Source organism: Streptomyces sp. 2A115, from assembly GCF_052245575.1.
Taxonomy (GTDB): Bacteria; Actinomycetota; Actinomycetes; order Streptomycetales; family Streptomycetaceae; genus Streptomyces.
The window spans coordinates 1-26,558 of sequence record NZ_JBQQCG010000105.1 but is presented as its reverse complement, the minus strand read 5'-3'; the positions used below and the strand labels follow the sequence as shown (position 1 = coordinate 26,558).

The following is a 26,558-nucleotide window of genomic DNA, read 5'->3' as shown; positions in this document are numbered from 1 at the left end:
GCACCCTCGCCCGTCCGTCTCAGACGTCGACCAGCTCGGTGGCGGAGCCGACCTCAGGCACCGGGACCCGAGCGGGGGCCGTCGCCGGGCTCAGGGCTGCCGGGGCCGTCACCGGGTTCAGGGCTGCCGAGGCCGCCCCCTGGACCGGGGCCGGCGCGGCGTACCGCCGGGACCGCACCACCCGAAACCGCCCCGTGACGAAGTGGGCGCCCGAGGCGGGAAGGTCCGCGCCGGCCGAGGAGGGGTCGGCGGGGAAGTCGTCCGCGAGGTTCTGCACGAGATGCACCCCGGCGTCGAGTGCCGCCGACTCGGCGACCGCCAGCACCAGTGGGTCGGTCGAGTGCACCGCGGCATACAGGGCGCCGTGGCGGCCCACGGTGCCGCGGAAGAGCGCCAGGCTGTGCGAGGTCGAGTCGGTGCCCACCAGGAACGAGACCGGCCCCGGCCACTCCCGGGCGTAGATCCGCCCGTCCCGTGCCCCCAGCCGCACGAGCAGCGGGCTGCGCAGATCGGCGCCGGGACGGTCCGGATGAGGCAGAGGCCGGGACGGGTGCAGCACCGCGCCGTACCCGGCGGCCTGCGTCAGTGCCGCCCGCGCCTCCTCACTGGCGATCGCCCCCAGCAGTCGCGCCACCCGCGCCGGATGCCCGAGCAGCCGGTCCACGGCCTCGCCGAGGTCGGCGCCGAAGTCCCTGAGACTCTTGCGTCCCTCGTCGGTCGCGATGCCCGTCCTCGGCACCAGGATGTTCTGCGGCGTGGTGCGGACGGTGCCGCTGCACAGGCACATGGAGTGGGCGAGGCCTCGCATCAGGCCCCGGTAGTCCTCGGTGGAGTCGACGACGACGGTGTTCAGACCGGTCCGGGTGGCGAACACGGTGGCCTGGCGGGCGTGTTGCTCCAGCCAGTCGGCGAATCGCGCCGAGCCGGTGAAGTCGACGATGCGCACCGCCGGGTCCATGGCCAGCCTCTGGTGCAGCCGCTCCCCCGGTTCCGCCACCGCCAGGGACACGATGTCCGGGGGGTGACCGGCCTCCACCAGCACCTGCCGCGCGACACGGACGGTGATCGCCAGCGGCAGCACGGAACGCGGATGCGGGGCCACGATCACGGGATTGCCGGTCACCAGGCTGGCGAACAGGCCCGGGTAGCCGTTCCAGAGGGGATAGTCGGGGCAGCCGACGAGCAGCGACACTCCGCGCGGCACCAGGGTGCACGTGCCCCGCATCGCCGACGGCAGCCCTCTGTGGGGGGTGCTCTCCCAGCGCAGGTCCGCGGGGACGCGCGCCGACTCGGCGAAGGCCTGGGCCACGGCTTCCAGCGCGCGGTCCTGGGCGCGCGGCCCGGCGGCCCGGAACGCCGCCTCCGGAGGCTGGCCGGTGGTGTGGTGCACCGCGAGGGCCAGCTCATGGCTGCGCGTGTTCAGCCGGCGCAGTATCTCCACGGCCAGCCCGGCACGTTGGTACGGCCCGGCGGCGCGCCATCCGGCCGTCGCCCGCGCGGCGGCCGCGACCAGCACCGCCGGGTCGCAGCGCGGATAGCCGATGCCCATGTCTGTGCCTGTGCCGTACGTGCCTGTGCCTGTGCCGTACGTGCCTGTGCCGTACGGGGAGGACTCGGTGGCCACCCGGCCGAGTTCTCCGGGCTGGTCGAGGTCGAAGGGCCGTCCCAGCAGGGAGCCGAAGACCTTCCCCGCCGTCCGCGTCGATCTCATACCCGCGTCGGCGGCATCCTGTCCGGTCGCCTCCGTGAAGGGCCGACGGCATTCACCGGCCGCGAGGGCACGTACGACCTCCTGGAGCAGCTCGCGATGCCGCTCATAGGGACTGGGGCGCATGGCCTTCAGCCTCTCCAGCTCGCCGCGAGCGCGAGCAGGGCGTCGTTCTCCTCCGGCAGACCCATGGTCACCCGGACGCCTTCGCCGAAGAACGGGCGGACCACGACCTTCCCGTCAAGGCAGTGCACGGCGAAGTCCGCGCTGTCGTCCGCGAGCGGCAGCCAGACGAAGTTGGCCTGGGAGTCCGGGACTTCGAAGCCGAGCGCGCCCAATCGCAGGGTGACGCGCTGGCGTTCGGCAACCGTGAGGGCGGCCCGCCGGGCTACCTCCGCGCGCTCGCCGAGGGCGACGACGGCGGCCTCCTGAGCGAGAGCGCTGACACTGAACGGCACCTGGGTCTTGCGTACCTGGGCGGCGATCTCCCGCGGGGCCACGCAGTAGCCGACGCGCAGTCCCGCCAGGCCGTACGCCTTGGAGAAGGTCCGCAGCACCGCGACGTTCGGCCTGTCGCCGAGCAGGGCGAGGGCATCGGGGACCAGCGCCGGATCGGCGTACTCCCGGTAGGCCTCGTCGACGACGATCAGCACATCCTCCGGAACGCGGTCCGCGAAGTCGCGCAGCGCCCGCTCGCCGATCGCGGTGGAGGTGGGGTTGTTGGGATTGCAGACGAACACCAGCCGGGTCCGGTCGGTGATCGCCGCGGCCATGGCGTCGAGATCCAGTGTGTGATCGCGCAGCGGGACCTTCACCGCCGTACCGCCCGCGACCGCCGTGAGGATCGGGTACGCCTCGAAGGACCGCCAGCCGAAGACGACCTCGTCGCCGGGGCCCACGACCGAGTGCAGCAGCTGTCCGCAGACCTCGGAGGAGCCGGCTCCCACCGCGATCCGCTCCGGTTCGACACCGTGGTGCCCGGCTATGACCTGCACGAGTGAGGTGGCGCTCATGTCGGGGTACCTCGACACGCCGCCGGCCAGCTCCGTGAGCGTTCCGGCAACCCCGGGCAGCAGCCCGTAAGGGGATTCATTGCTGGCCAGCACGACCGCACCGGGCAGTTTGCGGCCCGGGACGTAGGCGGGCAACTGCGTCAAGGACGAACGGACACGCACCATGCTCGACTCGCTTCTGAAGCGGTGAGGCCCGGGACCGTTCCTCCGGGCGCTTGACAGGCACAGCGTGAAGAGTCGACGACAAGCGCTCAACTGTTTGGGGAATTCGGCGACGGATCGTCGCGATCCGGCCTTCCGCACGGCAAGCCGTCTCCCACCCGGTCTCTGCGGGCCCCCGCCACGAGACGGTCTGCACGGACGCCACCGGACACCGGCGGCGTCGGCTGATCACGAATCGGCCACAGGGCCCTTTCCGGTGCCCCGCCCGTCGGCACGGTCCGCGAAGACTGCTCCCCGCCCACTCCGCGAGGTGCCCGCGCCTCGCCCGCTCCGATCGAGGGAGACCATGTCCAAGAGCCAACTCGCGCACGGGTCGCTGACGTCACTGGCGGCGGCTCTCGCCCTGCTGACGGCCGGCTGTTCGGCAACGGCCGACGGCGCCGAGGCCGGTGGCTGCCGCGAGAACGGCGGCTGGTCGGCGACGGAGCGGGCCGAGTGGCTGCGTCTCACCGTGTCGTTCCCCGAGGCCACGACCGACGAGACCGCTGCGGACAGGAACTCCGCCGTCGTGATCCGCCCGCGCGACACGGACGCCGTCGGGCCGCTGTGCGAACCGGTCACCATGCGGGTCGAGTTCTGGAAGCTCACCACCACGACAGCGGGGACGGACATGACGTCCGCGCTGCGCTACCAACTGACCACCGACGGAACCGAGGACCGGGCCATCGGCTTCCCTCCGGGTCTCTCCGCCGGAGAACGCGGCGCCTGCGTCGGCGTCCTCATGGCGGCGTACGCGGGCAGGCCCCTGTCCGACACCGAACTGCCCGAGGACATCGGCCACTTGGGCCCCGCCGGGACCGCGGACGTGGAGTTCAGGACCGACCGGATCGGCGCGTACAGACTGATACCGCCGTCAGATCCAGAACGGTGCGACGCGGACCGCCGGCGCACGGCCACCCCTCCCGCCTCGCCGGTCCCGTGGCCCAGAAGCCATCCGTGACGGCGCGCACGTCGGGACAGCGGCCACCACGGCGCCCGCCCTCACCGTCTTGGCGCGGTCGCCGCCAATAGGCCGATGCCGTGACCGGCAGCACCAGGGTGCCGCCGGTCGCTGCGGCCAGGACCAGCGCCGAGGCGACGGCGGTCCTCAGGCTCTTCTTCCACGGCCGCCACGAGCTTTACAGCCGTCGGGACAACGCGGATCTTCCTTCCATGGAATACGCGAAGCGCGGGGACGCGCGCACGATCCGTCAGAATCCGGACGGGCGCGGGACATTCACACTGATGTTGCCGTAAGTGGAACTCGAGCCATCGGACGCCGCCCGGCATGACGCCCGGAAGACCGCGTGGCTGCTCGCCGACAGGCTGCGCGGCTTCTTCTGGCTCGGCTCGTACGCTTCCGACTGGCTGGCCGTGGCGCAGGCCGGTCTGGCTGCCGCACGGGCCGACGGCAATGCATGGGCCGAGGGTGCGGCGCGGCTCAGCCTCGGGGACGCCTGTATGCGGCAGGGCCGGTTCGGCAGTGCGCTGGAGCACTACACAGGTGCGCTGGCCTGCGCCCAGAGCGTGGGATGGCGGGACGGGCAGGCAGCCGTTCTCAGCAACCTCGCCGGCGTGCACTGGGAACAGGGCCGTCCCCACCAGGCGACCGATTACCTCGCCCGAGCCCTGGTGATCAACATCGAGACCGGCCGGGTCGCCGGACAGGCCGCCATCACGGGCAACCTCGGCTCCCTGTGCCGGGAACTCGGACAGCTGGACCGGTCCGCGGAGTACCACAGACAGGCCCTCGTCCTCGACGAGAGGAGCGGCTCCGCCGGGGCCGTGGCCATCGACCTGGCCAATCTCGCCGAGGCGATCTGCCTGCAAGGACGCCTCGCCGAGGCAGAGGACGGTTTGCTACGGGCTCTGCACCTGCACCGGGAACTCGGCGACCGTGACACCGAATGCTTCACGCTGTACGTTCTGGCCCGGCTCCAGCGTGACCTGGACCGCCCTCGTCAGTCCCTCGACACCGCGCGGAGAGCGCTCGCTCTCGCCCGGGAGAACGACCACACACGGCACGAGGCGGACGCCCTGAACGCCTTGGCGAGCACCCATCTCCGGCTCGCCGACCACGACAGGGCTCTCAGCCACTTCGAACAGGCGCTGCGGATCCTGCGGGAATCCGGCCAGGATCACTGCCACGCGGCGGTGGAGAGCCTCGTCGGATGGCGGACACTCACCACCGCACCGGTCGCGGCGGGCCGGCCTCGGAACTGGCCCACCGGGCTCTCCACACGAGCCGCCGCACCGGATACCGCCTCCTGGAAGGCCAGGCCCTCACCGTCCTCGCCGGCATCGCCCTCGTGGGCGGTGCGCCCTCCCAGGCCGCCGAACACGCCCGGCGCGCAGTGGAAGTCCACCGCGCCACCGGGCATCGCATGGGCCGGGTTCAGGCATTGCACCAGCTCGCCAGGGCGATACAGCAGACGCACGGGTACACCGCGGCCCTTTCCCTGAGGCGCGAAGCGGAGACGATCCACCTGCGGATGAAAACACGGTGACACCCGGCTCGCGAGGGCCACCCGGGCCCGCGTGGCCCACCGCTCCCGGCATCCGAAGAACTCCGACCAGGGCTGGTCCCCGGTGTGACCGGCTCCGCAAGTTGACGGCGGCGGGCATCCTCAAGGCCGTCCCGCAGCAGGAGCGGGCCGCCGCGTCCGTCACGAATACCGCCTCCCCCGCAAGGGCTGGGACCTGTGGCCCGTTCTCGTGGCGCTCCGGCAGTGGGGGGAGCCGCATGAGGGCGCCCCGGAGGGGCCGGTCCTGGGCATTCGGCACGACGAGTGCGGGGCCCCGGTGCGGGTCGTGGCCGAGTGCACCGAGAGCATGCCGTTCTGCCCCTCTCCGATGTCACCGTCCGGCCGGGCCGTGCGGCCCGGCCCCAACGTGACCTCCACGCCTCTCCCCGGCCATCAACAGCCGTCGCTACCGCTCGTCCAGATGTGGGAGCGACAACGCAAACTTCACGGCGAGTCGGTCACGAGTCTCGTCCGGGATGCGCATAGCACGTCAACGCGCTTCAGGACGAGAAGCAACAGGAAGTGGGTGCAGGGCGCGGACGGTCGATGCCCCGTTCGGACGTCAGCGCGCTGTCAGCGGCACCTTACGTCCGCGCCGGCGTCAGCTCCTTGTCAGTGGCGCTGCGGAGCATGAGTTCAGGGTCACCGGGTGCGAATAGCTTCACCCGGCCGATGCAATGGAGTTGTCGATGACAAAGGAAGATCTTGTTCCGCCGTTCGCCGTGATACCTGGCTCGCAGGTGCACGACGTTCTGACCGGCCGTGAGCAGCACACCGTAGACCTGGTTGAGGCGGCCTACCGGGTGCATGGCGAGGGCGACACGGTCAACCCGCCTTCGTATTTTCTGCGTTTCCCTGACCGCCCTTCTTCCCGCATCATCGCGCTGCCCGCTTCCATCGGCGGCGACACGCGGGTCGACGGTTTGAAGTGGATCTCCAGCTTCCCGGAGAACGTAGCCGCGGGGATACCCCGGGCTTCCGCGGTCCTCGTGCTCAACGACTACGACACCGGGTATCCGGTGGCATGCCTGGAGAGCTCGATCATCAGTGCGGCCCGCACCGCGGCTTCCGCGGCGCTCGCGGCGGACTGGCTGTCGCGGGCTCCCGGGCGTACCCGCCCCAGGCGGGTCGGATTCATCGGTACGGGATTCATCGCCCGTCACATCCACACCTATCTCGCGCGGACCGGCTGGGCCTTCGACGAGGTGGGTGTGCACGACCTCTCCACCGAGTATGCGGGAGGGTTCCGCTCGTATCTGGAGGAGTCGGCCGAGGTCGGACGGATCACCGTTCACGAGAGCGCCGAAGAGCTGATCCTCTCCTCGGACCTGGTGGTCTTCGCGACCGTCGCGGCCGCTCCGCATGTACACGAGCCGAGCTGGTTCGCGCACAACCCGATCGTTCTGAACGTCTCATTGCGCGACCTGGCGCCCGAGGTCCTGCTGGCCTCGGCGAATGTGGTGGACGACGTCGAGCATTGCCTGAAGGCCGACACCTCTCCCCATCTGACCGAAAAGCTCACCGGAAGCCGGGACTTCATCGACGGCACCCTGTATCAGGTGATGGCCGGCCAGGTGGACCTCCCGGCGGTCCGCCCGATTGTGTTCTCGCCGTTCGGGCTCGGGGTCCTCGACCTCGCAGTCGGCAAGTTCGTGTACGACGAGGTGCGAAGGCGTGGCGAGTCGAACGTCATCGAAGGCTTCTTTCACGAGGTGGACAGGTACGGACGCGCGGGCGCGGCCAGCAGTCGTTCCTGAGGGGAGGAGAGCGGTCGCCAGCGGCACCTCGCGCCGCCTGGTGGCCACCGTTCACGGGCGGTGCACGTACAATCCCCGGACGCCGGCACTGGAATATTCGGCACCGGTCGGAGTTCGTCGAGCTGAGTTCCTTTCTGCCTGCCACCGAGTAGCGGCCGGGGGTGCAGTTGTTCAGGGACGGTGAAAGCACGGACCGGGCATCCTGGCAATCCGCTGACGTCTCAGTATTCGAGTGCCATGAGCGAAAAGCCATGCTCATCTGCCACTTTCATCCGACACTGAATAGGGTGGTCAACATCCTCGCCCCTTTCTAACGTTCTCTTATTGCGGTGCCAGTCGTCGGCCGTCCTCGCAGGCCGAACCGGCGTGAAACCGCCCGGCGCCGCGAAGGGAAGGGACAGCTGTTGAACGCACTCGCCGAGCTCGTCGAAGGGGCGCGAGCCGATCTTGCGGAACGCCGTCGCCACGTATCTCCGGCCGAGGTGGCGGACCGGGCTGCCCATGCCAGACCGGTTCCTGACTGCGCTGCGCTGCTGCGCGGCGCGGACGGGGTGACGGTGATCGCCGAAGTGAAACGGGCCAGCCCGTCCAAGGGCACGCTGGCCGAGATCGCCGACCCGGCGGCGCTGGCCGTGGAGTACCAGGCCGGCGGCGCCGGAGCCATCAGCGTGCTCACCGAGGGCCGGAGGTTCTCAGGCTCGATCGCGGATCTGGACGCTGTGCGAGCTGTGGCCCACGTGCCCCTCCTACGCAAGGACTTCATCGTCGACCCGTATCAACTCTGGGAGGCGCGGGCGCACGGAGCGAGTCTGGCGCTGCTGATCGTCGCTGCGCTGGACCAAGCGCAGCTGACCGAACTGATCGCGACGGCAACGGAGATCGCGCTGACTCCGCTGGTGGAAGTACACGATGAGCAGGAGGCGGAACGGGCGGTGAGGGCCGGTGCCCGGGTCATCGGGATCAATGCCAGAGACCTTCGTACCTTGGCAGTGGACCGCACGACCTTCGCCAGGGTTGCCCCCGTGCTCCCGGACGATGTGGTGCGGGTTGCCGAATCCGGCGTCCGCGGGCCCCGGGATGTGACCGACTACGCTGATCACGGTGCGGACGCGGTCCTGGTCGGCGAGTCGGTGGTCACCGGCCGCAGCCCCAGGAACGCGGTCGCCGACCTGGTGGCCGCAGGCCGGATCAGCCGCCCTGGGCGTGTTTCGCGGTGACCGAGGTCCAGCGCTCGAGCACGGCCGCCGCGGCGCCCGAGTCCACTGCTTCCGCGGCCCGTTCCATCGCCGCGGAAAGACGCTCGGTGACAGTACGCCGGCTTGGCTCCAGGGCCGCGAGGCCGGCCGCGGCCGACAGCAGCACCGCGTCCCGAATCGGCCCCCGGGCCCCCGCGAACACCTCGTGGGCCACTCGTGCGTTGTGAACCCGGTCCCCGCCACGCAACGCGGCGGCCGGCGCCAGGCCGATCCCGATGTCCCGCGGGTCGAAGCACTCGGTGTGCACTTCGGAGCCGTCGACCGACCAGATCGTGGAGGTAGTGGAGACCGTGAGTTCGTCCATTCCGTCGTCGCCGCGGAACACCAACGCTGATATCCCGCGGCGGGCCAGCACATCCGCGATCAACGGCGCCAGCCGCGGGTTCGCGACGCCCACCGCCTGCGCCGTGGGCGACGCCGGGTTGCCCAGCGGGCCCAGCACGTTGAAGACGGTGCGGATGCCCAGTTCACGGCGTGGCCCGGCCGCATGCCGCATCGCGGGGTGGAACGCCGGGGCGAAGCAGAAGGTGATGCCGGTCTCCTCGACCACCGCCTGCACTTCGGGCGGCGCCAGAGTCAACGCGACCCCCAGCTCTTCCAGTACGTCGGCCGATCCGCAGGCCGAGGATGCTGATCGGTTCCCGTGTTTGACCACCCGGGCCCCTGCCGCGGCCGCCACGACCGCTGACATCGTGGACACGTTCACGCTGTTCGAGCCGTCACCCCCGGTCCCCACAATGTCCAGGGTGGGGCCAGGGACATCGAGCCGCACGGCGTGCCGATACATGGCTCGGGCCATCCCTTCGATCTCGTCAGCGGTCTCTCCTTTGGCCCGCAGGGCGACCAGGAAGCCGGCCAGTCTGGCTGCCCCGGCGCTGCCCGACATCACCTGATCCATGGCCCAGGCCGACTCATCAGCGGTCAGGTCTCGGCTTTCCAGTAATGCGTTGAGTAAATCCGGCCAGGTGCGCACCTGCGGCTCGGCAGTCATGAGACATCTCCTTCAGAAACGCCGACGACGTCTTCGATGGCCATTCTGCGAAAAGCGGAGAGTTCGTTCCAGACCACTGTCCGGAGAATTGTGCAGTCCACTTCAGGGGAGATGGCATGGCCCTGCATATCGCGCTGGAGGTGGTAAGGGGATCTTCGGTTTCCCTGACATCTCAGATCCAGGAATTCATCAAGAGGGAGATATCAGAAGGAGCCCTTCACCCGGGCACCCGGCTTCCGTCCAGCCGTCGGCTCGCGGGCGATCTCGACGTCTCGCGCAGTGTGGTGGTGGAGGCATATGGGCAGCTCGTAGCTGAGGGATATCTGGAGACCGCCCACGGCTCCGGAACGAAGGTGGTGGGACACCTCGACGCTGATCCGGTCGTGCCCGCTCTGCTGGACGAACAACAGGTGCCGCAGGTCCGCTGGGACCTGCGCCCCGGCGGCGGCAACACGCCTGCCTTCCCGCGACGCGAGTGGCTCCGCTGTTACCAGCGGGTGCTGCAGGCCGCTGACCTGTCGCACCACCGCTACCCTCCGCTCGCCGGCGAGCCCTTGTTGCGGCGCGAACTCTCCCGATATCTGGGGAGAGTTCGGGGCGTACGCACTTCCCCGGAGCTGATCATCGTGGTGGCCGGATTCGCCCAGGCCCTCGGTCTGCTTTGCGCGGTGCTGCCGACCTTGGGTATTCGCACCCTTGCCATCGAGGACCCGGGGCACCCGGGCCAGCGCCAGTTCCTCCAGGAGAGTGGGCTGCGAGTGGTGCCGGTCCCGGTCGACGGCGAAGGCATTGACGTCGAGGCGCTGACCTCATCCGGGGCGAGGGCCGCCCTGGTCACACCCACCCACCAGTTTCCCACCGGTGCGACTATGTCCGAGGGGCGCCGCGAGGCCCTGGCCCGCTGGGCCCGGGACGTCGATGGCTGGGTGATCGAGGACGACTACGACGGTGGCCTGTGGTACGAACGCGGCTCCCGGCCGCTCGCCTTGCAGCGCACGATGCCCGATCGGGTCGTCTACGCGGGCACCGCCAGCAAGTTGTTGTCCCCGGGGCTTCGCCTGGGTTGGCTGACCGCCCCGGAGGCAATGCTCGAGCTCTTGCTGCGGGCCCGTGCACGGCATGACCTGGGCACCGAGGTCTTCACGCAGCTGACGCTGGCCGAACTGTTGCGCACCGGCCTGTTCGATCGCCACCTGCGGCGTTTGAACACCCTGGCGCACAGTCGGCGGGACGCCTTGGACGAGGCCGTGCGCAAGTACCTACCCGGTGTCGCGGTGATCGGATCCGGGGCCGGCCTGCACGCGTACGTGCAACTGCCTCGGCTGACCGATGAGGCGGCCCTGGTGGCGGCGGTGCTGCGCGGCTCCGTCCTGGTACGTGGAGGTGCGGCCTTCCACGCCCGGCCGCCCCGGGACGCGCCGGCTCTCGTGGTGGGCCATGCCCATTTACCGCGTTCCGGAGTAGAGGACGCCATCCGCACGGTGGGCGCGGTCAGGCGCTGGTGAGCCCGGTCCGTGTGCTCGTACTCAGGTCCAGGAAGCTGCGAAGCATGGCCAGTCCGCCGGTCGTCGTGATGCTCTCCGGGTGGAACTGCACTGATTCGATGGGCAACGTGCGGTGCCGCATGCCCATCACATAGCCGTGGTCCAAGGCGACGGCCGTGGTGACGAGCTGTTCGGGGAGTGGTTCGGCGACAGTCAGCGAGTGATAGCGGGTGACTTCGAGGGTATTGCCGAGCCGGTGGAACAGGCCCTTCCCGTCGTGCCTCACCATGCTGGTCTGTCCGTGCATCACCTTGTCGGCAACCTCCACCCTGCCACCGTAGGCCAGCGCGACGGCTTGGTGCCCGAGACACACTCCGAGCAGCGGTACCCGGCCGGCGAACCGATGCACCAGTTCGACATGGCCCGACTCCGCGGGATGACCTGGCCCCGGACCCAGCACCACCGCGTCGGGGCATGTCGCCGCCAGTGCGTCGGGCGATCGGGTCAGGGAACGTACCACCTCGGTACGCGCTCCAAGGGTGCGCAGATACTGGTCGATGATGTGCACGAAACTGTCGTAAGCATCAATCAGAAGGACCTTGATGTCCGATCCACCCTTCGATTCCACGGTGTTCACGGCAGCAACTCCTCACCGGTGAGTGCCCAGTAGGCGGCCCCCATCTTCGCGAGGGTCTCACGCCATTCGGCCGCTGGTTCCGACTCCGCGACCATGCCCGCCGAGCTCTGCGTGGAGTACGTGCTCCCGTCGTACTCGATGGTGCGGATGCACAACGCGAGTTCGGTCCAGCCCCGTACGTCGACCAGCCCGACGGCGCCCGCATAACTTCCGCGCGGCAGCTCCTCGAGACCGTCGATGATCTCCATGGCGCGTACCTTCGGCGCCCCGGTCATGGTCCCGGCAGGGAAGGTCGCTCGCACCGCCTGCCAGGTGCCCACGCCATCCTCCAGCCGGCCCGCGACCGTGGAGACGAGGTGGAAGACATGTGAGAAGCGCTCCACCGCCATGAGCCGCCCGACCGGGCGGGTGCTGGGCCGGGTCACTCGCCCGATGTCGTTGCGGCACAGGTCGACCAGCATGATGTGCTCGGCCCGCTCCTTGGTGCTCTCCCGCAGCTCCTTGATGCGCCGCTGGTTCTCCTCCTCGTCCGGGCCGCGCCGGGTCGTGCCCGCGATGGGGCGCATCACGATCGAGTCGTCCTCGATGCGGAAGAAGAGCTCGGGACTGGCACCGATCAGCGTGCCGGCAGCTCGGGGGATCAGATACATATAGGGCGATGGGTTGCGGATGCGAAGCCGCCGGTACACCTGGACGGGGGTCAGCGTGGAACGCACCTCGATGCGGTGGCCGATCTGGATCTGGTAGACGTCTCCGACAGCGATGTGCTCCAGACACCGGTCGGCCCAGTCCATGAAGGTCTCCCGGCTCACGCTGTCGAGCACCGACAGGGGCACGGGCGCGCTGGGCACGCTGGAGGAAGGCAGGTGTGCCGAGGCGGCGGATGCCCGCCGGGCCATACCCGCAACGTCCGGCAGCCGCGGCGTTTTCGCGAACGCGTCACTTTCGGCGCTCAGCAGACGAACCCGTTCGGCGGCGACATCGTACCGAATGGTGTCCCGGAAGAGCGTAAGAGTGATGTCTGGGCCGCGCTGCGGCTTTACGCGGTCCGGCAACTTCTCTATGTGCCACGCGGTTTCGTAGGCCAGGGAGGCCAGGAAACCGAAGGCGTGCGACGACGACGGGACGTCGGTTTCCACGGTGAACAACGATTGTGCACGGGAGAGCAGGTCCCACATCTGATCGGAATCGGTGAAACGCAGCGTGTGCACCCCGAGGCTGGGCGGGGTGTTCGCCGCCATCCCGAGGTCGCCGGCTGCTCGGGCCAGGGCGCGAGCGACCGGTTCGATACCGTCGATCTCGAGGTGATCGCCGAAAACACGTATCTCGGCGAGGCGGCCGAAGCCGACGACCGCGAAGCGGCGGTCTTGTTCGGCGTCGTCCTCACACTGGAACAGAAACACATCACTGTCCGGGAGCTCTTCCCGCAATCGCGTGTACAACTCGAGCGGATCGTGCGGCGGTAGCTCGGTACCGGTGACCTTTACGGCGATTCTGTCTATGGCTGGCATGGCGGACTCCTCGTCAACTCCGTGTTCAGGGGCCGTCCGGCCGATCGAAGTTGTCCGGCTGCGGCCAGCAAATCAGCGGGCCGGCCGCGGGTGCCAGTCCAATCCGCCGCCATGGATGCGGTCCACTCTCCATTCGCTTGACCCCGACACACCCAGTCGACTGAGCTGATGACGCGCCCAGTGTGCAGACATGAGCCGCGAGTCGTCGCAGCTGCACACTTCCGTGAGCGCTTCTTATCCATACCTCTGGCCCGTATGGAAGGCAGCCGATGAGAAACGCCATGAAGGATTCCGAAGCGAGACACCACGCAGCCGAAACCTGGCGCCGCTATCCGGCGGCACAGCAGCCGGACTGGCCCGACGAAGCGAAACTTCGGTCAGTTGTCCGGCAGTTGTCGCTGGCCCCGCCCCTGGTCTTCGCTGCTGAATGCGACCTGCTCCGCCGCAGGATGGCCGCGGTTGCGCGCGGCGAAGCCATGCTGCTGCAGGGCGGCGACTGTGCGGAGACCTTCGGACAGACGACGGCCCAGTCCATCCACGGCAAGCTGAAGACCTTGCTGCAGATGGCTGTCGTACTCACCCACGCGTCCGCCCTGCCGGTCGTCAAGGTCGGACGGATGGCCGGCCAGTACGCCAAGCCCCGCTCCAGCGGCGAGGAACGGCGGGACGGAATTGTGCTGCCCGCCTACCGGGGCGACGCGGTCAACGGGCTGGAGTTCACCGCCGAGACCAGGCAGCCGGACCCGGATCGGCTGCGGATGATGTACGAGCACTCCGCCATCACGCTCAATCTCATCCGGGCCTTGACCACCGGCGGTTTCGCGGATCTGCGGCGGGTGCACACCTGGAACCAGGGCTTCGTGGCCGATTCGCGGTCCGGGGAGCGCTACGAGCGGCTGGCTGAGGAGATCGACCGCAGCCTGGCCTTCATGCATGCCTGCGGAGTCGATACTCGAGGTCTCGACACCGCGGAGTTCTTCGTCAGCCACGAGGGTCTGCTGCTCGAGTACGAGGCCGCCCTGACCCGTGCCGAACCCGGGATGGACCGGCCGTACGCCACCAGTGGGCACATGCTGTGGATCGGTGAGCGGACCCGGGACCTCGACGGAGCGCACGTCGAGTACTTTTCGCGCGTGGCCAACCCCATTGCGGTCAAACTCGGTCCCGCCGTCAGCGTGGATGTCGTGATGGGCCTACTGGACCGGCTGGACCCGAACCGCGAGCCCGGTCGGCTCACCTTCGTGGTCAGAGCCGGTGCCGACCGAATCCGCGACGTGCTGCCCACCCTGGTGGAGAAGCTCAAGGCGGAGGGGGCACAGGTCTGCTGGGTGAGCGACCCGATGCACGGCAACACCATCGCCGCGGCGAGCGGCCACAAGACCCGCAGGTTCGACGCCATTCTGGAAGAGGTGCGCGGCTTCGTCGAGGTACACCGGGAACTGGGCAGCCATCCCGGCGGGATACACGTGGAACTCACCGGGGACGACGTAACCGAGTGCGTTGGGGGCAGCAACGCGATCCTTCCCGAGCAACTGCACCAGCGCTACGAGACGGCGTGCGACCCACGCCTCAACCACACGCAGTCCCTGGACCTGGCCTTCCTGCTGGCTGAGATGTACTGCGACCACGCCGACCGCGCTGCCTAGATGAGTGACTCCGCGATGACAGCGAAAGGAGGGGCGCGGTCCGGACAGAAGTGGTCACCGGGCAGCGTCCGAATCCTGAACGGACCGTCTCAAGAAGGCCGTTCCACGAGCCAGTGGATGGCCTGACGGTGCGCTACCAGCGGCGGGCCCCGGCCCTGCAAGCTGTGGTGACCGCGGTCGGCGCGGCCCTGGCGGGCAGGGCCGGCTCCCGTCTGCTGCCACGTCCATCAGGCTCTGAGTCGGGCCACGCTGCTCAACTGCCTGATGAAGGTGCCTGATCCGCCGCTGCCCAGGCCGAGTGCGCCCGCGGTCGACGACTTCGCGCTGCGGCGCTCCCGCCGCTACGGGACGCTCGTGGCCAACGCGGAGAGTCGGCTCCCAGTCGACGTGTGGGACACACGCGACGCCGAGCCGCCGGCCATCTGGTTGCACTCGCACCCAGGCCCCCAGGCATCGAGGCGGTCTGCCGGGACGGTTCGCAAACCTGCCGCGCCGCGATCAGGGCGGGTGCGCCCGATGCGATACAGGTCAGTGACCACTCCCGCCGCAGTCTCCGACCGCACGCCGACGATGACCCCTGGTTGATCACCGACTACGAAAATCTTGCATGAGCCATGAACTAGCGCCATCAGGATGCCCTGATCCGTTCAGGCCGCTCCCGCTTCAGCGTCCTCCTGTCATGTTCACCCCAACTATTCCACTTTTGACGGAATAGGGTAATCATTATTCCTCGGATGCCACAGGGGCCCCAGAGGCTCCGGAGAAGGCATATGCCCCAGAAGGGGCATATGTGACAACCAGGGGGTACTTCGCCAGTGAGAACGTCCGAGAACGACTCCTATCGCGACAGCGCCGTCTCGTTACCTCCCTCGCCCGGCATCAGCACTCTGGTGCGCAAGTCCATACCGGAGGAGGCTCTTGTCACGGGCTGGAGCGATATCGCCGGTACGGATCAACACGTCACCCTTCGCTGGCCGCGCGATCACCCTTTCTACACCGAAGGGGGAAGGTACAGCCCGCTGTTGTTCATCGAGAGCCTGCGTCAAGCGCTTGCCCTGCTGAGCCACAGCGTCCACCGGATACCTCTCAGCCACCGTCTGGGTTGGGAGCACATCCGCTCGAGCGTGAACCGGGACGCCCTCCGGGCGGACTCGCATGCTGCGGAGGTGGTGCTGCAGATCACCCATCCATCAGTCAAGCGCAGGCGGCTTGGTTCGGTCCAGCTCACCTCGCGCATCGAAGCGCTGCGCGCCGGGCTGCACCTCGGGACTGCCGAACTGGACTACACCGCCCATCCCCCGGCCTTGTACGACCGACTGCGCGGCAGCAAGTCCGACGCGGAACAGGTGTTCGCCCAGGCGCTGCCGCTCACTACACCGATACCGGCCGCCCGCGCGGGCCGCGGCCACGAACGAGACGTGGTCCTCTCCCCGACCGGGGTGCCGGACACCTGGCAGTTGCGGGTGGACCCCGACCACAAGGTCCTTTTCGATCATTCGCATGACCATGTGCCGGGGATGGTACTTCTCGAAGCCGCGGCCCAGGCGACACAGGCAGTCGTGGAATACCCAGTGGTGCCCATCGCGTTCGACACCAGTTTCTTCCGGTACGTAGAGCTTGATCGACCGTGTCTCGTGTCGGCCGAGCAAGGCATGCCCGATGACCCACGCAGCCTTCAGGTGCACGTCACCGCTTCACAGGACGACAACCCCGTCTTCTCGTCGGTCGTAACCGCTGTGCCGCAGCGGGTCTGACTGCCCCAGCCCAACCGGGGCGCAGTCCTCCTCAGGCGCGGTCGGCGGCCACACCAGTTGCTGCGCCTGAGGCTCGGCCCTGGCAGGCGCCGGGCCTTGAGGAGCCTCGCGGGAAGCGACGAGGGCCGTCCGGCTTCCCCGGATCCCGGGGCCGCGATGTCAGTGCCGTGTCAGTCCCGTCCGGCAGGCTCCTGGTATGAATGTGATCCGCTCCGTCGCGTCGGCCGAAGCAACCGGCTCAGTCCGTTCCGCGGTCGATCCCCGGTCACTGTTCGCGGCCCAGAGGGCCGTGCTCGCCGAGCTTCTCACGTCCTACCCGTACAACAGCGCGTCACAGATCCACGAATACTTCGGCGTTGGTCCGGTGCCGTTTTCCTACGGCGGTTCCTGTGCCTGGCAGTCCTTCGAGGCCGCCAGGATGGTCAACGACCGGGCCGGGGTGCAACCGGAATACCGGATCGACGGCCGGCATGTGGCCCTGGTCTACCGCGACGACGACGGCCTCACCGTACTTGACCCCTACCTGATGCACGGCGTCCCGCTGCGGCTGGAGCGGGACGACGCGGTGAACGGGGAGGTGTCCGTGGCGGTCGACGCCTTTCCACACCGGGTGCGGCGCGATGGTTCGCCCGCGCCGGCCAGCGTGCGGGCACGCTGGCAACTGGACGACGACACCGTCAGCCTGGCCTATCTGCGCTTCAGCCCGCGCCGGAATCACCGTGTGATCTCGCGGTCGTTCCTGATGCGGCCGGATCGGCTTCTGATGCAAGCGCCGCCGGCGCCCGAGTGGGTGCGTCCGCAGCTCCTCCACTCCGAACAGCACAGTGTTTCCATACGAGTCGTGCACCCCGGCAGCCGGGAACTGGCGGAGGTTGTCATGCCTCTGGCCGGACGGCGCTCGCGAGCCGGTGCGGAACGGTTCATCAGCAAGGACAACCAGGGCAGCGTCGCGCGCTACGGCTCCCGGGAATTCGGCAGGGACCGCGAGGTCGTCGCGGACGCCGTCGGTATGCCCGGAGCGGATATCGAGGACTTCCTGCTCGAGGCCGCCGCACTGCATCGGGCTGCGGCCCCGGCCGGTCTCGAACTCGCCGACTACTCCCTGGAGGACGAGTGAGTGTCCGCGTCAGTACACCGGTGGAGGAACGGACGCAGTCGTTCTTTCTGGCTGGAACCATGCAGGGGGCCCGCTCCGGTTCCAACCTGATCGACCAGTCCTACAGGGCGGCGCTCACGAAGTGCATCCGCGCTCACCGGCCTGGTGCCGTAATCCACGACCCAGGTGCACTGATGGCCGAGTGGGAGGCCGCGCACCGGGCTGATGTGCGCGCCGCGCACGCCGCACTGCGAGATATGCCGACTGTTCACCGGAGCGAGCTCACCCCCGAACTCGTGGACCTCACCGATATGTTCCACCGCCTCACTCGCCTCGCCTCGAGCAGCGATGTCTGCGTGGCGTGGCTGCCCGGCCACGAACCCAGCATGGGCACCGCCACCGAGATGCTTTCCGCCTTCAGAGCCGGCCGCACCGTCGTCTCGATCACGGCCATGCGACAGAACCTCGCCGTTCTCGCCTGTTCGACGGTGATCCTCCCGGACCTGCCCGCATTCACCCAGTGGCTCGATCGCGAAGCCTCACCGCAGCCGGTTAGTTGAGGGAAATCAAGCAATGGACCGTCCGAGCGCGGAGCTTCAGGCCGCAAGCGTCATCGACCTGCTGTTGGAGCGCGCCGCGGGACCGGAAGCCGACAGGCCGATCTTCACCGCGCTGGACGCGGGCGGAAAACGCGCCGACCAGGTGACCCCAGCTGTGCTCCTGGAACGCGTCCGCGTCCTGGCCGCCCGGTTGAGGGACGTCGGTCGAACCGGAGACCGGGTGGTCGTACCCGCGATGCCGGGACTCGATTTCCATGTGGGCTTCCTCAGCTGCCTGTACACCGGGATGATCGCTGTACCGGTGCCGGCACTCCACGCCACCGCGCCACAGCGCCGGTCCGCCCGGTCAGAACGACTCACAGCCATCCTCTGGGACTGCGCCCCGATCGCGGTGCTGGTGCCCACCGCCGAGGACGCCGAGGCAGCGGCGCAAGCCGGCACCGGGCCGGAGACCGACGTGGCCTGGATTCCGGTGCGGCTACCGGCAGGCGAGACTCCTCCCGCCGGTCCCCAAGCCGTCTCCCCCATCGCGACCGCCCTGCTGCAATACACCTCGGGCTCGACCGGAGCACCCCGGGGAGTGATCGTCAGCCACTCCAATCTGATCGCCAACCAAGAGGCGCTGCGGGACCACTGCGAAATCGGCTCGCGGACCACGGTGGTCAGCTGGTTGCCGATGTTCCACGACATGGGGCTGTGCACCGGGGTCATCCTGCCCCTGGTGTCCGGAGCAGCAGCGGTCACCATGGAACCCGCCACGTTCGTCCGCGATCCGCGAGTCTGGCTGCGCGCGATCGAGGAGGCGGCGGACGTGTTCGCAGCCGCACCGGACTTCGCGTATGACCTTTGCGCGCGGCGGATTCCCGAGGCGGAGCGCGCCGGGTTCGACCTGTCGGCGTGGCGCGTGGCGGCCAATGGCTCGGAACCCGTGCGGGCCTCGACGCTGGCCCGTTTCGCGGCCGCGTTCGGCCCGGGCTCCTTCCGGCCGGAGGCATTCGCGCCGGGGTACGGCCTTGCCGAGTGCACGCTGAGCGTCACCGTCAACCGGCCGACGCACCCGGCGCAAGTACGCCACTACGACCGGGAGGCCCTCGCGGGGGGCAAGGCAACACCGGTCGACCCTTCCCTGGATGCCGTCGAGTTGGTGGGCTCGGGCACGGCTGTGCCCGGAACCCAGGTCCGCATCGTGGATCCGGAATCCCGCCATCTGCTGGCGGAGAGGGTGGTCGGCGAGATATGGGTGGGCGCCCCCGGGAACTGTGCGGGGTACTGGAACCATGAGGCTGAGTCCACCGACATGTTCCGGGCACGAATTCACGACGACATCGAGGATGTACAGAGGGCCTATGTACGCACGGGTGACCTTGGCTTCCTCGACGGTGCCGAGCTGTTCGTCACCGGTCGGCTCAAGGATGTGCTGATCATCGGTGGCGAGAACTACTTCCCGCAGGACCTCGAAGCTGTGGCCGGTGCCGCTCACCCTGCCTTTGCCCACCAGCCCGCAGCAGCCTGGCCGCTGAACGAGGACAGCCCCGGAGTCGCGGTCGTCGTTGAGACCGCGGAGCGGGATCCTCACGTGCTGGCCGACGCGGTGCGGGCAGCCGGGATCGCCGTCGCGCGGGCGCTGCCGGCTCCGGTGAGCATCTTCGCGGTTGCCCGGAACACGGTGCCCCGCACCACGAGTGGAAAGATCCGCCGTCGGGCTTGCGCCCAGCAGGTGGCGGCAGGGCATTTGAGACTGCTTGCGCGTTGGTCCAGCCGCTGAGAGTGGAGAGAGAGGAACGCCGATGCCCGGTCGACGGACGGCCCCGCGGGAGATTTCCGAGCAGGATGTGGTCGACCACATCCTCGGCACCCTCGCCGAGCTGCTGGAGTTGCGGCCGGACGACATCGACCCCGATGTGCCGCTCAGCGCCTTCGGGATCAACTCGGTGACCGTCACCTGGCTCACGGATGAACTGGAACGGTGGTGCGGCGCCCCGTTGGAGAGGGAATTGTTCCTCGGTCGGCCGAGCGTCGCCGAGATCGCACAGCATGTTGCGGCGGCGCTGTGAGGAACACTGGACAAGGACCGGGTTCGAGCCCGATGACCCGATCGGCAGCCCGTGGTCCCGGGTGACGAGGCCCAACTACTCCGGAGCGAGAGCCAGACGATGCACGGTGACCCGAGCAAGCCCGGTCCGAGCCACCGGCCGGGGCAACGGCGCAGGCCCGGACTCCAAGGGCGCGGCAGCCGCGGAGTCTTGTCGCGAACGCCGACCCCGCAGCCCCTGGTATGAGCGGGAGTGCTTGCGCCGCGAGCATGACACCGTCACCAGCCTTCGCCCAGGGCGCGGAGCAGCTCGGCGCGGCGCTCGATGAGATAGAAGTGGCCTCCCGTGAAATGCCGTTGCGTGAAGCCGCGCGGCGCGACATCGGCCCACGCAGCCATGTCGGTTGCGGTGATGACCGGGTCGCTGTCGCCCACGTAGGCGTGCACAGGGCAGCTCACGGGGACCGGCACGCGGGGCCCGTATGTACCCACGACGGCGAAGTCCGAGCGTATGGCAGGCAACACCATCTCAAGCAGATCCGGGTCATCCAGCAGGGCGTCGACCGTGCCTCCCAGGCGGCGCATTTCGGCGACCAGCACGTCATCCCCCGCCAGGTGCAGCGCCTTGGGAGTGAGCCGATGCGGCGCCTTCCGGCTGGAGACGTGCAGGGATTGCGCGGACACCTGATGCCGGCTCTCCAGGCGCAGCGCGATCTCGTATGCCAACGACGCACCCATGCTGTGGCCGAAGAGCGTGAGCGGCACGTCCAGGAATGGCAGCAATGCGGCGGTGACCTCGTCCGCCAGCTCCTCCATACGTTCGATCCCCGGCTCCACCAGCCTGTCCTGGCGCCCCGGATATTGGGCCACCATGACCTGAGTGCCGTCGTCGAACGCCTCACCCCAGTCATGGAAGAAGCTGGCAGATCCCCCCGCGTGCGGGAGAACCAGCAGCCTCCTCCTGGGGAGTTCCGTGGTTCTGTACACCCGGAACCAATTGCTACGGACTTCGGTACTCATAGCGTGCCCTCTCGTCACCGTGTACGTCGCCCCCAGGGCGAGTCCCACCGTAGGCGGAACTCTTCGTCAGGTGTATCCGCGGCCGTAGACGAACCGCAGCGGCTGTTTCGTGATTTCCTCTGTTACGAAGTCTCTGACAGCGCACGCGTGCAGCGGGAGCGGTGCGCGTGTGTGTACTGCCGGTTTTCGGCCTTTCGCTCAATTCCGGGCTGGGCAGGCTTGGGGAACGACCGAGCCACGGACGCTGCCGGCCACCAACCGCTCCACCCCATCGCGGGCGGCGAAGGCCGCCTGCCGGTCCGACCCTCAGGAGGGTGGTCGGTGAGCCGATGGCGTGCCGTACCCATCTCCAGCATGCCGATGAGCCGGTCGTACGTGTTTCCGCCCCGCCCGTCACCGGATGGCCTCAAAGGGGTCTCGCCCAACGAACCGGAGACCTCGCCCAGCATCGGGCGCCGGGTGGCGTGTGTTCGCGTCATCGCCTGCTCAAGTGCGTCAGGCGGGACGGGGCCGTCCAGGTTCACCGCCAGGCGCGGGCCGCCGGCCTCGCACACCTGCCCGGATGGCGCAGCATCGTCCCCGCCTGCGACCACCACCGCGATCATCCCGGTCAAGCCCTCCAACTACTCGAATTCACATCATGAGTACGCATCAGCCCTGGTGATTCCCCGGGGCTCTCCAAGTGCCTCGGCCTGCTGGAGAATCTCCTGGTGCAGTCGGCGCATGGAGCGACCGGGCTCCACTCCCAAACCGTCGGCGAGTCGCCGACGGGCCTCCTGGAAGGCGGCCAGCGCCTCCGATTGCCGGCCCTCGCGGTACAGCGCCAGCATGAACAGCTCGGTGAGCCGCTCGCGTTCCATGTGACGTTCCGCCAACTGTCGAAGCTCGGGGATGGCGACCCGCCCAAGGCCTGCGGACAGCCGGAGCTCCGTCAGGTCCTCATAGACGGTGAGCCTGCGCTCCTCGAGATCCGCGGCGCTGATCCGGCAGCGCACTCCGTCTCGCGCTTCCATCAGAGCCGGTCCGCGCCATAGGTTCAGTGCCTCTGTCAGCAGGCGTCCGGCGGCGACAGGATCGTCTGAGGCGAGTTCGCGGCCGGCATCGGCCAGCGAGGTGAAGCGGACTGCGTCCACCGCGTCGGCGGGCACATCCAGCACATAGCCGTTGCGGGTGGTACAGAGCCTTTTGCCGCCGCCCGGGCAGGTCGCCGACATCGCCCTCCGGATTCTGACTATATGCGCATGCAGGGCATTCCGCGCATTTATCATACTTCTGTCTTCCCACAACTCGTCAATAAGTTGCTCGAATGGAATTACCCTCCCGGGGGACAGAGCCAGAAGCGCGAGTACCATTCCGGCCCGTCTAGAGGCCATCGGCCGCATCTTTTCGGCGGATAATATTTCCAGCGGCCCAAGTACCCTGAACTGCATGATCGTCCTCCAGGAATCGACCGAATGATCGAGTCGAAGTCTGCCTGCTGGCGGCCAGATCAAGGGCATACCAGATGAGCTGCCCTTGACAGATCAAACGGTATGGACATGAGGAAGGGGTGCAAGATCGACGCACGGGGGCAGTACGGCTGCACGGCGAGCACGAGGTCGAGGGCGTGCAGGCGCTCCGGGGGCACTGATCACGGGTGCAGCGGCCGATTCCGACGGGTGCCTGGTGGCGCGGGCACCGCATGACGGTCGGTCTCGTGGAAGAACCCGTCCACGAAGTCGAGTTCAACCGTGGCCCGCAGTTCATCGTAGACATACCCCCCGAGTGCGAGGGCGAGCAGCCCCAGGCCGAACAGGGAGAGGAGCACCGTCCGGTCGGCGGGAACGTCGAGTCGGCCGGTGAGCACGCCGTCGAGCGTTGCTGCGATGAAGTCGCTGCCGACGGCAGCCTGTTCGGTCGGATGGGTCGTGGTATCGGCCTTGGACCACCACCCTGTTCCACTGCGTGATGGCGGTGCGCCGGGACGGGTCGCAGCCCCCTCACCGCGGGCACCGCACTCGAACGCGACCAGCACCAACCGTGCGACAACCTGATTCCGCTGACCGCAACGAGCTCCAGCGCCTGTTCACAACGCTGGTCACCCACCATCCCACGCCACCTGACAGGCGATCAGTCAATCTCCCTGGCCGGCCGTCCGTCGAAACCATCCGCACCCAGGACTTTCATCGACGCCTGAAAGTCGTGGCCTGTCACGACCTGCCCGCCTAGGCTCCACTCTCGAATGCCCCCGAGACGAGTCCATCCGAACCATCTGACATTGATCCCGGACGGGGCCTGACCGTGGTCCACGTGGACTGGAAAGCCGGGACGTGCCCGATGCTGCGGACGCGCGGGGGGAAGCACATCTGCACGCGCATCGAGCGCAGCTGAAATTCCTGGGTCGAGAGCTGCGTGGCGACGGTGAGCCAATTGCTGCATGTGGAGGCGAATTCAAGCGCATCGCCAAGGCCCGGCCCTGTACTCGTACATGCGTATTCTGTCCGACTCCGGAGGCGGAGCCCAAAGACATGACCGATCACGAAACCCTGTCGGCCCACGAGGCCGGACCCGACGAGTTCCGCGACATGATGAGCGGATTCCCCTCCGGCGTTTCGGTGGTTACCGCCATCGGTCCGGACGGTCTGCCGCGCGGAATGACGTGCTCCTCGGTGTGCAGCGTCTCGCTGGCACCTCCGACGATCGTCGTCTGTCTGCGGTACGGGAGCCCGACTCTGGAGGCGGTGCTCGACAGCGGGACCTTCGCGCTCAACCTGCTGCACTCCCGCGCCGAGTCCGTCGCCATGCTGTTCGCGTCGGCCGATCCCCGACGGTTCGACACGACGCCGTGGCGCTCCGGTCCGACGACGGGCGGCCCTCATCTGGTGCGGGACGCCCACTCGATCGCGGACTGCGCGGTGATGCTCACCCAACGGGTGGGCGACCACGTCGCGGTCTTCGGCCGGACGCGGCTGATCACCCGTCACCAGCAGCACTCTCCCCTGCTGTACGGCCTGCGCGAGTTCCGCCCGTGGGCGGCCACCTGATCCGCCGACGGCCACCGCCTTGATGGACGACGCCCCGCGCGACCAAGAAGTCGCAGCGGCACTGACCGACTCACGCTGCCTCCGCACGCCCGCAGCCTCTACCTGGCGCTGGTGGTGATGGCGCTGGTCACCACCGTCCTCAGCGGCCTCCTACCGCGCGCCGGGGGCGGGCCCGCCCCCGGCCCTCGCCCAAGCGGGCCGACCGTACCTCCGAACCGTCGATCGGTGACGTGCGGACCTGATGAGCATCAGTGTCCGATCAGCGTGGCGTCAGGCGGTCCCGAGAGAGTGTTCGCACGGGATGCCATCTCGTACTGACACCGCCTCCAGACCCGGAGTGTTTCCTGACCCAACCTCTTGACGGCTCCCACGGCACGTGACGGGCCGTCGAACCCATTGGCACGGTGCTCGGCCGGAGGAGGCACGTCGACACATCCGCTTCGCCGGTCGGTCCGCGGCTGTCGAGGGTCTGTCGATGGGTTGTGAGGATCCGCGGGTTGCCCGGCTGGCGGATGCACCGGTCATTCCACGCGCCGTCGAGAGGTACGTTCATGCAGAGGATCCACTTCGACAGCGGAGACCTGCTTAGGGTCAGCCTCAGGGCCACAGCCGGGGCGGCCGTCGAGACCGCACTCGCCCAGTACCAGCTCGCGGTGGGCGGTGGCGCGTGTTCCGCCGTGTGGCGGCGGCAGGCTGCCGCGTCCCTTCCGAGACGGGCCATCACGCCGCCGTCTGGTTCGCCGCCCGGGGATCCTGAGATCCCGACCGGGACGGGCCTGTCCGACGACGGCTTCCTGCCGCAGGTGTGGCGTCGGGCCGTCGCCCCCTACTGGGACCGGCTGGTGGGCCACCTGGAAGCGGAGTGCGACGCCCGCGGGCGCGTCGCGATGGCGGGCGGCGTCCAACAGCTGCTGACGACGCTGCACCCGAGGATCAGCTGGCGGAACCCGGTGCTGACGGTCCCCGGCGGCCCGGACGAGGACGTCCACCTGGACGGCCGCGGCCTGGTGCTCTGTCCGTCCGTGTTTCTCAGCCACCGACCCGGGATGGTCGTCCGTCCGCGCCCGAACGATGAACGGGTGCTTCTCGTCTTCGAGGTAGCGCTGGACCCCCGCGTTGCCGAGCGGATCTGGGGGGCGCCACCGCGACAGCAGCCCGCCTCGCTGAACGCGCTGGTCGGCCGCACCCGCGCCGCGGCGCTACGGGTCCTGCGGGTGGACTGCACCACCAGCCAGCTCGCCGACCGACTGGGTATCTCCGCGGCCGGGGCCAGCCAGCATGCATCGGTGCTGCGTGAGGCCGGCCTGATCACCACGCGCCGCTTCCGCAACACCGTGCTGCACACCGTGACACCGCTCGGCATCGCCCTCCTCGACGGGCACGACTCCGGCTCGCGATCGAGGACGAGCGCGCCGCCCCGGCTCACCGCCGTCCCGTCGCGTGGCGCCATCCGGCCCGAAGCCACAGGCGCGACCAGGCTGAAGACGGCCAGCCCGCCGCGCCGCCACGGGCCCGCACTCAGGTGAACCGCCGACCGGGAGGCCGGGTGGCGTCCCCACGGCGCCCCCGGCACGCCCTGCGCGGGTCGGCCCACCCCCAACTCCCGTGCTGTCAGCATCCGCCACACATCGGCCGTGCCCTCCCCGATCTCGACGATCGCAACCTCGCCGGCGTCGACACGCCCACAGCCCCCACCGGCCCCGTCCTGCCGACAGCGGCGATGCCTTCCGCCACTCCCGCGCGATGCTGGAGGAAATCACCGGGCGCCTGGCCCGCGAGGAGCTGCTGACCGGCACCGCGGCGACGGCCGAGGACTACCTGACCGGCACCGGGCGGGAACCGCAGCGCCAACTCCTCCAGGACCAACTCGACTGGCGTGCACGGGCCGAAGCGGCTGCCCCGCCTCGCCGGGGCCGACCGGGTCACCGGCCGCCGCGCCGAGCCGGGACGCACCTGCCGGCCGGCGGGCGGCCTTCGGGCCGGTGGCCCGGATCACCTACCGGGCCCCGGTGGCACCGGCCCTGCATGCCTTGGATGCCGGCCTGGCGCTGCCGGCCGCCGTGCACTCCCATCCGCTGCGGCGCATGGTCGCCCAGGAGGTGGCGGCCGGTTGGCTGCGTTCGGCCCGCCAGGTGCCGATCCGGATGCCAGGGCCCAGGTGCTGGCCATAAGCGTGGATGCGACCGGGGGCAGCATGATCTCGGCCGAGCTGTACTAGGGCCTGTGTGGGGTTGTGATCTGGATCAGGGAGCGGGGCGTGGTGCGTACGATCGCAAGGCGCCGGGAGGCCCTCGCAGCGGAGCTACCAGGGCATTTCGGCAACGCGGCGAGCGTGCGTGCCACG

General features: G+C 68.9%; 22 protein-coding genes and 2 pseudogenes. 15 read left to right on the top strand and 9 right to left on the bottom strand.

Features of this window, described 5'->3' with window-relative positions:
- Positions 1-19 precede the first annotated feature (19 nt).
- Together ACTWQR_RS49000 and hisC are read right to left on the bottom strand one after the other, a co-directional pair.
- The gene (locus ACTWQR_RS49000; protein ID WP_443233821.1) at positions 20-1,834 is read right to left on the bottom strand and encodes an aldehyde dehydrogenase family protein; all 1,815 of its coding nucleotides are present in this window, start codon (positions 1,832-1,834) and stop codon (positions 20-22) included.
- Positions 1,835-1,839: 5 nt separating this feature from the next.
- Positions 1,840-2,886, bottom strand: coding sequence for a histidinol-phosphate transaminase (hisC, locus tag ACTWQR_RS48995; RefSeq protein WP_443233820.1), 1,047 nt, complete (start codon positions 2,884-2,886; stop codon positions 1,840-1,842).
- A 343-nt stretch (positions 2,887-3,229) separates the two neighbouring features.
- Here hisC and ACTWQR_RS48990 point away from each other — a divergent pair, with 343 nt between their 5' ends.
- The 6 genes and pseudogenes from ACTWQR_RS48990 (at position 3,230) to trpC (ending at position 8,421) form a co-directional block, all read left to right on the top strand.
- Positions 3,230-3,883, top strand: coding sequence for a hypothetical protein (locus tag ACTWQR_RS48990; protein ID WP_443233819.1), 654 nt, complete (start codon positions 3,230-3,232; stop codon positions 3,881-3,883).
- An 80-nt stretch (positions 3,884-3,963) separates the two neighbouring features.
- A complete protein-coding gene (locus ACTWQR_RS48985) occupies positions 3,964-4,179 on the top strand; it encodes a hypothetical protein (protein WP_443233818.1) in 216 nt (71 codons plus the stop codon).
- On the top strand, positions 4,180-5,385 hold the full coding sequence (locus ACTWQR_RS48980; RefSeq protein ID WP_443233817.1) for a tetratricopeptide repeat protein: 1,206 nt from the start codon (positions 4,180-4,182) through the stop codon (positions 5,383-5,385).
- A gap of 130 nt (positions 5,386-5,515) precedes the next feature.
- A pseudogene (locus ACTWQR_RS48975) lies at positions 5,516-5,813 on the top strand (winged helix-turn-helix transcriptional regulator); the annotation flags it as partial.
- Positions 5,814-6,136: 323 nt separating this feature from the next.
- The gene (sbnB, locus tag ACTWQR_RS48970) at positions 6,137-7,204 is read left to right on the top strand and encodes a 2,3-diaminopropionate biosynthesis protein SbnB (RefSeq protein ID WP_443233816.1); all 1,068 of its coding nucleotides are present in this window, start codon (positions 6,137-6,139) and stop codon (positions 7,202-7,204) included.
- 404 nt (positions 7,205-7,608) lie between these two features.
- Positions 7,609-8,421, top strand: a complete 813-nt coding sequence (gene trpC / locus ACTWQR_RS48965; protein WP_443233815.1) for an indole-3-glycerol phosphate synthase TrpC — start codon at positions 7,609-7,611, stop codon at positions 8,419-8,421.
- Here trpC and trpD read toward each other — a convergent pair.
- Positions 8,393-9,451: an anthranilate phosphoribosyltransferase gene (gene trpD, locus ACTWQR_RS48960; RefSeq protein WP_443233814.1), complete on the bottom strand. Its 1,059-nt coding sequence runs from the start codon at positions 9,449-9,451 to the stop codon at positions 8,393-8,395. The genes trpC and trpD overlap by 29 nt on opposite strands.
- Positions 9,452-9,567: 116 nt before the next feature.
- Between trpD and pdxR the strand changes: the two genes are divergently transcribed.
- Entirely contained in the window at positions 9,568-10,956 is a 1,389-nt protein-coding gene (gene pdxR, locus ACTWQR_RS48955; RefSeq protein WP_443233813.1) for a MocR-like pyridoxine biosynthesis transcription factor PdxR, read from the top strand.
- On the opposite strand, the gene ACTWQR_RS48950 is transcribed toward pdxR, so the two are convergent.
- The 3 genes and pseudogenes from ACTWQR_RS48950 to ACTWQR_RS48940 all read right to left on the bottom strand — a co-directional run.
- The gene (locus ACTWQR_RS48950) at positions 10,943-11,539 is read right to left on the bottom strand and encodes an anthranilate synthase component II (RefSeq protein ID WP_443233831.1); all 597 of its coding nucleotides are present in this window, start codon (positions 11,537-11,539) and stop codon (positions 10,943-10,945) included. The genes pdxR and ACTWQR_RS48950 overlap by 14 nt on opposite strands.
- A 29-nt stretch (positions 11,540-11,568) precedes the next feature.
- Positions 11,569-12,423 (bottom strand): anthranilate synthase component I family protein, encoded by an 855-nt coding sequence (locus ACTWQR_RS48945; RefSeq protein WP_443233830.1) that lies wholly within the window; start codon positions 12,421-12,423, stop codon positions 11,569-11,571.
- A 171-nt stretch (positions 12,424-12,594) separates the two neighbouring features.
- A pseudogene (locus tag ACTWQR_RS48940) lies at positions 12,595-13,083 on the bottom strand (anthranilate synthase component I family protein); the annotation flags it as partial.
- 281 nt (positions 13,084-13,364) lie between these two features.
- On the opposite strand from ACTWQR_RS48940, the gene ACTWQR_RS48935 reads away from it, so the two are divergent.
- The 6 genes from ACTWQR_RS48935 to ACTWQR_RS48910 all read left to right on the top strand — a co-directional run bounded on the left by ACTWQR_RS48935 (position 13,365) and on the right by ACTWQR_RS48910 (position 20,193).
- Complete coding sequence (locus ACTWQR_RS48935; RefSeq protein ID WP_443233812.1) at positions 13,365-14,729, top strand: class II 3-deoxy-7-phosphoheptulonate synthase; 1,365 nt, start codon at positions 13,365-13,367, stop codon at positions 14,727-14,729.
- Positions 14,730-15,544: 815 nt separating this feature from the next.
- Complete coding sequence (locus ACTWQR_RS48930) at positions 15,545-16,483, top strand: ScbA/BarX family gamma-butyrolactone biosynthesis protein (RefSeq protein ID WP_443233811.1); 939 nt, start codon at positions 15,545-15,547, stop codon at positions 16,481-16,483.
- A gap of 196 nt (positions 16,484-16,679) precedes the next feature.
- Positions 16,680-17,600, top strand: coding sequence for a hypothetical protein (locus ACTWQR_RS48925; protein ID WP_443233810.1), 921 nt, complete (start codon positions 16,680-16,682; stop codon positions 17,598-17,600).
- Positions 17,597-18,139 carry a hypothetical protein gene (locus tag ACTWQR_RS48920; RefSeq protein ID WP_443233809.1) on the top strand — a complete coding sequence of 181 codons (543 nt, stop codon included), beginning with the start codon at positions 17,597-17,599 and terminating at the stop codon, positions 18,137-18,139. Before ACTWQR_RS48925 ends, ACTWQR_RS48920 begins: the two co-directional genes overlap by 4 nt.
- 13 nt (positions 18,140-18,152) lie before the next feature.
- Positions 18,153-19,904: a fatty acyl-AMP ligase gene (locus ACTWQR_RS48915; protein WP_443233808.1), complete on the top strand. Its 1,752-nt coding sequence runs from the start codon at positions 18,153-18,155 to the stop codon at positions 19,902-19,904.
- A 22-nt stretch (positions 19,905-19,926) separates the two neighbouring features.
- Positions 19,927-20,193, top strand: coding sequence for an acyl carrier protein (locus ACTWQR_RS48910; RefSeq protein ID WP_443233807.1), 267 nt, complete (start codon positions 19,927-19,929; stop codon positions 20,191-20,193).
- 257 nt (positions 20,194-20,450) lie between these two features.
- Here ACTWQR_RS48910 and ACTWQR_RS48905 read toward each other — a convergent pair whose 3' ends face one another.
- The 3 genes from ACTWQR_RS48905 to ACTWQR_RS48895 all read right to left on the bottom strand — a co-directional run bounded on the left by ACTWQR_RS48905 (position 20,451) and on the right by ACTWQR_RS48895 (position 23,037).
- A complete protein-coding gene (locus ACTWQR_RS48905) occupies positions 20,451-21,191 on the bottom strand; it encodes a thioesterase II family protein (protein ID WP_443233806.1) in 741 nt (246 codons plus the stop codon).
- Between the two features lie 638 nt (positions 21,192-21,829).
- A complete protein-coding gene (locus tag ACTWQR_RS48900) occupies positions 21,830-22,543 on the bottom strand; it encodes an AfsR/SARP family transcriptional regulator (RefSeq protein ID WP_443233829.1) in 714 nt (237 codons plus the stop codon).
- Between the two features lie 278 nt (positions 22,544-22,821).
- Complete coding sequence (locus ACTWQR_RS48895) at positions 22,822-23,037, bottom strand: hypothetical protein (RefSeq protein ID WP_443233805.1); 216 nt, start codon at positions 23,035-23,037, stop codon at positions 22,822-22,824.
- 661 nt (positions 23,038-23,698) lie between these two features.
- Between ACTWQR_RS48895 and ACTWQR_RS48890 the strand changes: the two genes are divergently transcribed.
- The gene (locus tag ACTWQR_RS48890; RefSeq protein WP_443233804.1) at positions 23,699-24,214 is read left to right on the top strand and encodes a flavin reductase family protein; all 516 of its coding nucleotides are present in this window, start codon (positions 23,699-23,701) and stop codon (positions 24,212-24,214) included.
- Between the two features lie 551 nt (positions 24,215-24,765).
- Positions 24,766-25,740 carry an ArsR/SmtB family transcription factor gene (locus ACTWQR_RS48885; protein ID WP_443233803.1) on the top strand — a complete coding sequence of 325 codons (975 nt, stop codon included), beginning with the start codon at positions 24,766-24,768 and terminating at the stop codon, positions 25,738-25,740.
- Positions 25,741-26,558 lie beyond the last annotated feature (818 nt).

Bases quoted from the DNA above. Each gene is read 5' to 3' on its own strand.
- ACTWQR_RS49000 (WP_443233821.1), bottom strand. From the start codon at position 1,834: ATGCGCCCCAGTCCCTATGAGCGGCATCGCGAGCTGCTCCAGGAGGTC.
- hisC (WP_443233820.1), bottom strand. From the start codon at position 2,886: ATGGTGCGTGTCCGTTCGTCCTTGACGCAGTTGCCCGCCTACGTCCCG.
- ACTWQR_RS48990 (WP_443233819.1), top strand. From the start codon at position 3,230: ATGTCCAAGAGCCAACTCGCGCACGGGTCGCTGACGTCACTGGCGGCG.
- sbnB (WP_443233816.1), top strand. From the start codon at position 6,137: ATGACAAAGGAAGATCTTGTTCCGCCGTTCGCCGTGATACCTGGCTCG.
- trpD (WP_443233814.1), bottom strand. From the start codon at position 9,451: ATGACTGCCGAGCCGCAGGTGCGCACCTGGCCGGATTTACTCAACGCA.
- pdxR (WP_443233813.1), top strand. From the start codon at position 9,568: ATGGCCCTGCATATCGCGCTGGAGGTGGTAAGGGGATCTTCGGTTTCC.
- ACTWQR_RS48935 (WP_443233812.1), top strand. From the start codon at position 13,365: ATGAAGGATTCCGAAGCGAGACACCACGCAGCCGAAACCTGGCGCCGC.
- ACTWQR_RS48925 (WP_443233810.1), top strand. From the start codon at position 16,680: ATGAATGTGATCCGCTCCGTCGCGTCGGCCGAAGCAACCGGCTCAGTC.
- ACTWQR_RS48915 (WP_443233808.1), top strand. From the start codon at position 18,153: ATGGACCGTCCGAGCGCGGAGCTTCAGGCCGCAAGCGTCATCGACCTG.
- ACTWQR_RS48910 (WP_443233807.1), top strand. From the start codon at position 19,927: ATGCCCGGTCGACGGACGGCCCCGCGGGAGATTTCCGAGCAGGATGTG.
- ACTWQR_RS48905 (WP_443233806.1), bottom strand. From the start codon at position 21,191: ATGAGTACCGAAGTCCGTAGCAATTGGTTCCGGGTGTACAGAACCACG.
- ACTWQR_RS48900 (WP_443233829.1), bottom strand. From the start codon at position 22,543: ATGGTACTCGCGCTTCTGGCTCTGTCCCCCGGGAGGGTAATTCCATTC.
- ACTWQR_RS48890 (WP_443233804.1), top strand. From the start codon at position 23,699: ATGACCGATCACGAAACCCTGTCGGCCCACGAGGCCGGACCCGACGAG.
- ACTWQR_RS48885 (WP_443233803.1), top strand. From the start codon at position 24,766: ATGCAGAGGATCCACTTCGACAGCGGAGACCTGCTTAGGGTCAGCCTC.